This is a genomic window from Pseudomonas sp. TWP3-1, assembly GCF_049896625.1.
Lineage (GTDB): Bacteria > Pseudomonadota > Gammaproteobacteria > Pseudomonadales > Pseudomonadaceae > Aquipseudomonas.
Genome location: NZ_JAFCUQ010000038.1, coordinates 1 through 7,228, shown reverse-complemented (window position 1 = coordinate 7,228; position 7,228 = coordinate 1). Strand labels below are relative to the sequence as shown.

General features: G+C 51.3%; 7 protein-coding genes. 6 read left to right on the top strand and 1 reads right to left on the bottom strand.

Annotated elements, in window-relative coordinates:
- The 5 genes from tssI to ACP7BN_RS27575 all read left to right on the top strand — a co-directional run.
- Positions 1 to 852 (top strand): type VI secretion system tip protein TssI/VgrG (gene tssI / locus ACP7BN_RS27595; RefSeq protein ID WP_426206967.1); only part of this gene is annotated, 852 nt, incomplete at its 5' end.
- 49 nt (positions 853 to 901) lie between these two features.
- Positions 902 to 3,151 (top strand): hypothetical protein, encoded by a 2,250-nt coding sequence (locus tag ACP7BN_RS27590; protein WP_426206965.1) that lies wholly within the window; start codon positions 902 to 904, stop codon positions 3,149 to 3,151.
- Complete coding sequence (locus tag ACP7BN_RS27585; protein WP_426206964.1) at positions 3,148 to 3,654, top strand: hypothetical protein; 507 nt, start codon at positions 3,148 to 3,150, stop codon at positions 3,652 to 3,654. Before ACP7BN_RS27590 ends, ACP7BN_RS27585 begins: the two co-directional genes overlap by 4 nt.
- An 86-nt stretch (positions 3,655 to 3,740) precedes the next feature.
- Positions 3,741 to 3,893: a DUF2515 family protein gene (locus tag ACP7BN_RS27580; RefSeq protein WP_426206968.1), complete on the top strand. Its 153-nt coding sequence runs from the start codon at positions 3,741 to 3,743 to the stop codon at positions 3,891 to 3,893.
- Positions 3,890 to 4,771 (top strand): hypothetical protein, encoded by an 882-nt coding sequence (locus tag ACP7BN_RS27575; protein WP_426206963.1) that lies wholly within the window; start codon positions 3,890 to 3,892, stop codon positions 4,769 to 4,771. Before ACP7BN_RS27580 ends, ACP7BN_RS27575 begins: the two co-directional genes overlap by 4 nt.
- Positions 4,772 to 4,848: 77 nt before the next feature.
- Here the strand turns inward: ACP7BN_RS27575 and ACP7BN_RS27570 are convergent, their stop codons facing one another.
- Positions 4,849 to 5,235, bottom strand: coding sequence for a DUF6124 family protein (locus ACP7BN_RS27570; RefSeq protein WP_426206962.1), 387 nt, complete (start codon positions 5,233 to 5,235; stop codon positions 4,849 to 4,851).
- A gap of 455 nt (positions 5,236 to 5,690) precedes the next feature.
- Between ACP7BN_RS27570 and ACP7BN_RS27565 the strand changes: the two genes are divergently transcribed.
- Positions 5,691 to 7,228, top strand: a 1,538-nt coding sequence (locus ACP7BN_RS27565; protein WP_426206961.1) for a type VI secretion system tip protein VgrG, incomplete at its 3' end; no start/stop codon positions are given.

Here is a 7,228-nt window from a genome sequence, read left to right as displayed (position 1 = left end):
GGCCGCATCAAAGTCCAGTTCCACTGGGACCGCGAAGGCCTGGCCGACGACAAAACCAGCTGCTGGCTACGCGTCTCCAGCTCCTGGGCCGGCGACCGCTACGGCGCCATCAGCATCCCGCGCATCGGCATGGAAGTCCTCGTCACCTTCCTCGAAGGCGACCCCGACCAACCACTGGTCACCGGCTGCCTGTACCACAAAGAAAACCCGGTGCCCTACGGCCTGCCAGCGAACAAAACCCGCAGCGTCTTCAAAACCCTCAGCTCCCCGGGTGGCGGCGGCTACAACGAACTGCGCATCGAAGACAAAAAAGGCGCGGAGCAGATCTACATCCATGCCCAGCGCGACTGGGACGAAAACATCGAACACGATCAGAAGATTCGGGTCGGCAACGAACGCCACGACACCGTCGAAAAGAACACCTACACCGAACTCAAAGCCGAAGAGCACCGCACCACCATCTCCGACCGCAAGATCGAAGCACGCTCGGATGACCACCTCACGGTCGGGCAGAACCAGCATGTGAAGCTGGGGACGGCGCAGCTGACCAGCGTGGGGAAAGAGATCCACCTCAAGGCTGGGGACAAGATCGTTATCGAGGCTGGGACAGAGCTGACGATTTTGGGTGGGGGGAGTTTTATCAAGTTGGATGGCGGTGGTGTGACTGTTGTTGGGCCGGTGGTGAAGATTAATGCGGGTGGGTCCGCCGGGTCGGGGACCGGGATCGGGATTAAACCGCCGGTGCTGCCGGGGGCGGCGGATAAGGATAAGGCGGGGAGTTTGATGGATCAGGCGATTGCGAATGCACCAGAAGAGCCGAAACCAAAAACCAAGTACCTGTTATCGCTGTGACGTCAGCGCTCAATGGATTTGAAGAATTTATTAAATATGGACCACACCTATGTTGATTAGCCCTCCATTTCTTCCTGCTCCAACCGCTGGAGAGAGCGACGAAGCGTATTTGAATCGAGCGATGCTTTGCGGTGAGCCGGGTGATGGCTTCTTTCCGATCAGCTTTGATTTGAACTGGCATGGCGGTACTCACCTTAAGGCCCCTAAAGAGGCTGGGCGTGCACTGCCGGTACGCGCGATTGCAGATGGAACGCTGGCCTACTTCCGCGAGCCCGCACCCGTGGACACGAGTGAAGATGCCCCTCTGAATTACAGCGGCTGGACGGACAATGGCTGCATTGTTCTTCGGCACGAAACTGAAATTGGTGAGGGTGCAAATTCGAAGGTGGTTTTTTTCTCAATCTATATGCATCTTTCAAAAATAACGGTGAAAAATCCGAAGAAGGGGATGCAGATTTATCGCAAGGAGGCGATTGGTGAGGCCGGGCAGATCTATGGTGCTGGAAATAAAATTCATTTTGAAATTATCGCGGATGATAGCCAAGTCAAGAATTTGATAGGCCGTTCCGAGAGGGAACTGTCATATCAAACCAAACCTGGACGAAAAGATAGTTGTTGGGGTGATATGTATTTTTATTTGCCTCCAGAAGTCATAGGGTATGCAGATCGACCTAGTCCTTGGGCTGAAGTGAATAATACGTCTAGTTGCGTGCGTCGTCCCGCGGAAGATCTGTTTGTGCGCATGAGCTATAGTCAAGGGCAATGTGTGCTGAAAACCTACACACTTGATGGTGAGTGTGTCGGCGAGCAGAAAGAAGAAAAGGATTTTGAGTACGATCTCTGTCAAAAAGCAACGGATCGCTTTCCTGGTTGCCCAAATGCAGGCTATGAATTGCTTCGTTTTGGTCGTGTTCTTGGACCTGATCAGCTAGTGCCAGCAAACGCGGCGCATTGGCGTAAGGTTGCACTTCCTGACGGGACGGGTTGGTTCAATTTAAATAGCAGCACTGTTACTTGTTTTAGTGATGCCGATTTCCCTCAATGGCAAGGGTGGAAACTAATTGATGATGATGCGGACAACGATAGTCATTGCCAGTCGCCGTATATACGAGCGCTTTTGAAACTAGATGAGGATCCATTGTTTCCTCCGTCTAAAGGAATCGTCGAAGCATCAAAGTACCCAGATTTTAAACACACTCCTACTAAGCCTGAAGAAGAACACGTTTTAAGCAAAAGCTATCGCATAAAAAAACATAATCAAGAGATTATTGAAAAAGATAGCTCCAAGCAAATGCTTAAGAGATGTATATTCAAGTTTCCAAGTGAATGGGGTAAGAATGATTTCGAAACCCGTTACGGGTGGTTGCTGCAAGAGTCGGAACTGGGTCCGCCAATGCCAAAAGGTGATTACGAGAAACTTAAGGCTCACCAGGAATCCATGGCATTCTGGGAGGAGGCGGGATTGACTGGCATCGGATCGAAGCATTGGCATTTTCCACCTAAGGAGTTTGTGGAAGCTTTTGGTAAGTGCCTATGGTTAAGTGAAAATGAGTTGGTGCAGTGTATCCCTCGCTCTTTCATTGAGGAAGATCATAAAACTAAAATTTTGGCTCGATCAACTATTGCTTATACGAATGCTTTTGAAAGAGCTTCGCTTATCAAACTTTCACTAAATAGAGTTATGCGGAAGTACCTGATTGTTACTGGTCAGCGTGTAAGCCAGTTTGTGGCGAATGGGTTGGCAGAGTCTGGTTACTTTTCCTCATTTGCGGAGAATGGTGCTGGCGAAGGAAAGCCTTATGGTGATTGGTATGGAAGGGGCATCATTCAGATAACCCATCGAGACAATTACATCAAATACTTCAAGCATCGAGGGCGGAAGGTTAACAACGAGGCTCAAAATATTATCTGGAGAGACAAAGTTGAGGTGGAGTCGTATGAACGTGCCGAAAGCGCTGGTTTTTGGTGGGCAGATAATGGTGCGAATAGAACAAGTGATCCAGTTGCGGAGAATAAAAAACTGCAATTGGAAGTCTGCAATGATTACGATTGGAAGAAAAAGAAGTGCAATGGTTCGCTTAGCACTGTAAATCGACTTAGTAATCCTACGTTAGACAGGGTTGGTCTTCATATAAATGCCGGAAGTCCTACGTCAACACGAAAGATGAACGGACTTCCCGCGCGGCGAGACGTTTTCAGTAATGTTCAGGCTGTCGTTATGAACTTACTTTATGAGAATGTAAATGCTGGCGAAGAGCTATTGCCAATGCCATCATTTGTACAAAGGCAGAAAAAATGAATAAGTGGATGTTTTTGTATTTTTTGAGCTCGTTTTCTTTTGTGCATGCTAGTGAGAACCTAGTTGTGCAAAGTAAGGGTTGTGTAATGGAAGTGAAAAAATCTTCTGGGGTTTCATTTTTTAAAACTGATGATGATATTTCATTTGTTAAGTACAAATATAAAGATGGTAGAGCAAAAAATGTTCAAATGAGTTGCACGGCCATGAGCTTTGCAGATGCTGTAGCTAGTGGTTTCGTGCAGGAGGCGGACGGTTTAAAAATTGGCACAGGGATGTACCCGCTATCAAAGGCGAATCGTGTTTCTGGGGAGAATTGGTCTGGTTGGGAAGGCGTATATTATTCAAATTCATACTGTTTTACGGCAGTGTTTGAAGCCGGCAGTCATCACGTATTCATGGTAGATGCATGTGGCGACGAAGACGACATTAAGGTGTTAAGACAGCGTATGCTGGTGTTGTTCAAAGGCTCAAAAACCTATTATGTTGACCATGATGATAAATAGACAGGGACAAAGATAGAAGTAAATAGGGCTGATTTGTTTTTTTAATTTGTTGGGCTCGAAGGTATTGGTGTTAGTAGGGCATTTAGATAGGTATATCCCTTTTCGCGCCATATAATGCTCAGGATCGTATGGGTTTTATTCAGAAAATCGCAGATAAATATCATGTCCTTATGATCAATAAGAAAGAATATATGGAGGGCATGATTTCTGAAATAGCCGGGTGGAGAAATAACACGTGAAATGGTATTGGGTCGTTCCGTTTTTATTTCTTGCTGGATGCGATAACGCTAAGGCCGAGGGTGCAAATAACATGAAAGTTGAAGCTGCGCGTATTAACGTTGAATTGGGCAAGCCAATTGACAATTTGCTGGGCAGCAGTCCGTTGGAATTTACTGTTGACTGCTTGGATGCGGTCAATATGTGCTGGTATGAAATCGACCTCGCAGGCAAAAAGGATTTGATTGACCTGTCCGTTACCCAGCCCGACAGCACTCTGGAACTCAAGCGAGTAGTAGGCGTTGACGTCGTTGTTGATGGCGATGTGACAAAGGATGTTGAGAATGTTGTCGTAACGCTGCGGGGGTTACCCGATAACAGCGCTCACGAGGAAAATAAGAAGCTTGTTTACAATCTAATAAATGACCTTCGCTCGGCAGGTTGGAAAAAATACTATTTCCCTTCCGATCCTCGCATTTCCAGTTCCGAGCTTGATAAGTTTGATTGGAAAGAATCTGTTTTTGGCATGACACCATTGAGTCATCCACTGTTCGATTCAAATCATGAAATGAGCATGCAGCAGTGGCTCGCTGGCGATGGATTCTATGATTGGTATTTATACAGCGGTCAGTACATCGTACATGTCAAAGTGCAGAGACGAAACTCTTCTACTGATCCCTCCCGCTCCGGCACGTATCTTGTAAAAGTTGAGTTCAAATCGCTGGAGAATTTCTGGAGAACTGATTTTGAAGAGAAAAATCGACCTCAGTGGAAGACACTATTTCCAGAACGCATAACGCAGCTACTGGAAAAACGCTCAGAAGTGGAGGCCAAAGCCGAAGCCGCTGGTGTCATGCTGGATGAGAGTTACCAGCCGCCGCGAATGGAGCAGGTCAAATAATATAGGGAGACAACGTAGGGTCAGGGGGCGAGGGCAGGGGACGGATTTATTTTCCAATCCGCCCCCTTTCGTTCCACTTACGTTTTCGCTTCCTGCCTCGCCGCTATCAACTCTTCCAGATGATCCAAAGCGCGTTCCACCATGATTTGCGCACCGTCGGCAATTCGGCTAAGAGCCAGTGCTACGGAGCGGTTCGAACCTTCTATATCGTCCGCTAATTTGGCGGCAATGGCGCTGATGGACAGCATGTCCTCGGAAGCGTTGGCCAAGAGAGCTTCCGAATCAATTCCGGTTGAAACGGTGAAGAGCCCGCCTTTGCGGCGCTTGGCAGGTATGTCGCTAGTAGGTGGGAAGTAGTGAGCGAAGGCGCGGTCGGCGGCTTCTTTGTCGAGTTGCCCAGCGTCGAGAGAATCTTCGGAAGGAGTGCCAGGGTCTTCTGGCGGGTTCGGCGTTACTTTGAACATGGGTGTATCTCCGTCTGTATGTGAGGAGCCACCACCGTTCGCTTGCACGCTAATAGGGTGGCAGCTGTGCGCAGGTGTGCAAGACCGGGCAGACGGACCCGGCAGATCGCTCTCGAAAGAACGATCTCCCGCGCACAGCCGCCATACAGTCGGTAGCGCGAGCAGGAATGTGCCCGATCAGCGACCGATGACGTTGCGCGTCGTCTTTTACCCGGACTTGCACGTCCGTGTCACCGTTTTTTGCGGTGACAAATCAAGGTTAGCGGTGAAAAGGAGGGGCGGGTAGTTCATGGAAGGCGCCGCGTCTCGCGGGAAATGTCCGACGCGCATGACATCCCTATAGCAGGACAACTCAAGATCATGGTTTTCGTTTAATTTGTTGCAACTAAAAGTAGTCGGGTCTGACAGCGGTGGGCTGCGGGCGTAACGGATGACATTCGAACAGGGAGCACTTTATGTTCAACCCCGCTAACGAAACGCACTTCAGCCTTAAGGTCGAAGACTACGTGGGCGACCTGCAAGTCTTGTCGTTCACCGGCACCGAAGGCATCAGCCAGCCGTATCGTTTTGACCTGGAACTGGTCAGCGAAAACCCCGATCTGGACCTGGAAAAACTCCTGCACAAGCAGGCGTTCCTTGCCCTCGATCCGCAAGGCTCGGGCATCCACGGCCAGATCTACCGTGTCGCTCAAGGTGATGCCGGCAAACGCCTGACCCGCTACAAAGTCTCGCTGGTGCCGCAACTGCAATACCTGCATCACCGCACCAACCAGCGCATTTACCAGCAGATGTCGGCGCCGAAAATCATCGCGCTGATCCTCGACGAACACGGTATCAAGGGCAACGCCTACAGCTTCCAGCTGAGTCAACCGTGCCCGGATCGCGACTACTGCGTGCAGTACGACGAAACCGACCTGCACTTCGTCCAGCGTCTGTGCGAAGAAGAAGGTATTCACTACCACTTCCAGCACAGCGACAAAGGTCATCTGCTGGTGTTCGGCGACGACCAGACCGTGTTCCAGAAACTCGGCCAGCCGACTGCGTATGTGCAGGGCAGCGGCATGGTCGCCGATGAACCGGTGATCAAGAGCTTCAAACTGCGCCTGGAAACGCGCACCGGCCGCGTTACTCGCCGCGACTACGACTTCGAAAAACCGCGCCTGCAAATGGAAGCGGCCTACAAACCAGAAACCGCGCCTGACAGCGAAAGCAGCGAGCCGGATCTGGAAGACTACGACTACCCCGGTCGCTTCATCGACCGCGCGCGTGGCAAGTTCCTCAGCCAGCGCGCCCTCGAACGCCATCGCGCTGACTACCGCCAGGCCGAAGGTCGCGGCGACCAGACCAGACTGGTCAGCGGCCACTTCATGGAACTGTCCGACCACCCGCGCAGCGAGTGGAACGACCTGTGGCTGCTCACGGAAATCTTCCACGAAGGCAAACAACCGCAAGTCCTCGAAGAATCGGTGACCAGCGACACCACCGACAACAAAGACGACTTCCACCAGGGCTACCGCAACACCTTCCTCGCCACCCCATGGGACGTGTTCTACCGCCCGGCGCTGGAACACACCAAACCGCGCGTGCTCGGCAGCCAGACTGCCCACGTCACCGGCCCCAAAGGCGAAGAAATCCACTGCGATCAATACGGCCGCATCAAAGTCCAGTTCCACTGGGACCGCGAAGGCCTGGCCGACGACAAAACCAGCTGCTGGCTGCGCGTCTCCAGCTCCTGGGCCGGCGACCGCTACGGCGCCATCAGCATCCCGCGCATCGGCATGGAAGTCCTCGTCACCTTCCTCGAAGGCGACCCCGACCAGCCAGTGGTCACCGGCTGCCTGTACCACAAAGAAAACCCGGTGCCCTACGCCCTGCCAGCGAACAAAACCCGCAGCGTCTTCAAAACCCTCAGCTCACCGGGTGGCGGCGGCTACAACGAACTGCGCATCGAAGACAAAAAAGGCGCCGAACAAATCTACATCCACGCCCAGCG

What these genes read in the sequence shown, in the direction of transcription:
- ACP7BN_RS27570 (WP_426206962.1), bottom strand. Translation starts at nt 5,235, where the DNA reads ATGTTCAAAGTAACGCCGAACCCGCCAGAAGACCCTGGCACTCCTTCC.
- ACP7BN_RS27585 (WP_426206964.1), top strand. Translation starts at nt 3,148, where the DNA reads ATGAATAAGTGGATGTTTTTGTATTTTTTGAGCTCGTTTTCTTTTGTG.
- ACP7BN_RS27590 (WP_426206965.1), top strand. Translation starts at nt 902, where the DNA reads ATGTTGATTAGCCCTCCATTTCTTCCTGCTCCAACCGCTGGAGAGAGC.